Source organism: Candidatus Hydrogenedentota bacterium, assembly GCA_016791475.1.
Taxonomy (GTDB): Bacteria; Hydrogenedentota; Hydrogenedentia; order Hydrogenedentales; family JAEUWI01; genus JAEUWI01.
Window position 1 is genome coordinate 1 of record JAEUWI010000455.1, and the last position, 523, is coordinate 523.

Below are 523 nucleotides of genomic sequence, written 5' to 3' on the forward strand. Positions count from 1 at the left end.
TGGACAATGCATGCAGTTCGGCGAGCAGCTCCAGCGTGCGTGCGCGGTTGTGGGCGACCGCCGCGCGATGCTGCGCGCTCCAGCGCGCCTCGCGCGGCGCCAGCGCCTGCGCCAGGCGGGGGGCGAAGGCGGCGGCGTCCGCGCGCACGCGCAAGGCGTCGAGCAGCTCGGCCTGCCAGCGCGCGCGATCCTCCAGCCAGGCCTCGGTCGTGGGCTGCAGCGCCCGGCTCCACGCCGCGATGCGCTCGCGCTGGGCCGGCGTCATGCGGCCGAACCAGCGCCGCAGGCGCTCCTCCATGCGCTCGACGCGGGCGGCCTGCTGCGCGGACTCGTCGCCGGAGAGGAACTCCGCGCGCGCCTCCTCGCCACGGCGGACGAAGGCGGCGGCGAGCTCCTCCACCTGCTCGTCGCCCAGGCCGGCCGCCAGCCTGCGCAGCTCGGGCTCGAGTTCCCCGACGATCTCGCGCCAGAGCGCCTCTCCGCGCTCGAGGAAGCGTTCGAGCTGCGCAGGCTCGACGCGCTC

General features: G+C 76.7%; 1 protein-coding gene. It reads right to left on the minus strand.

Going from position 1 to position 523, the window contains the following annotated elements:
* On the minus strand, window positions 1–523 hold a 523-nt coding region (locus JNK74_30215), incomplete at both ends, for a hypothetical protein (GenBank protein MBL7650445.1).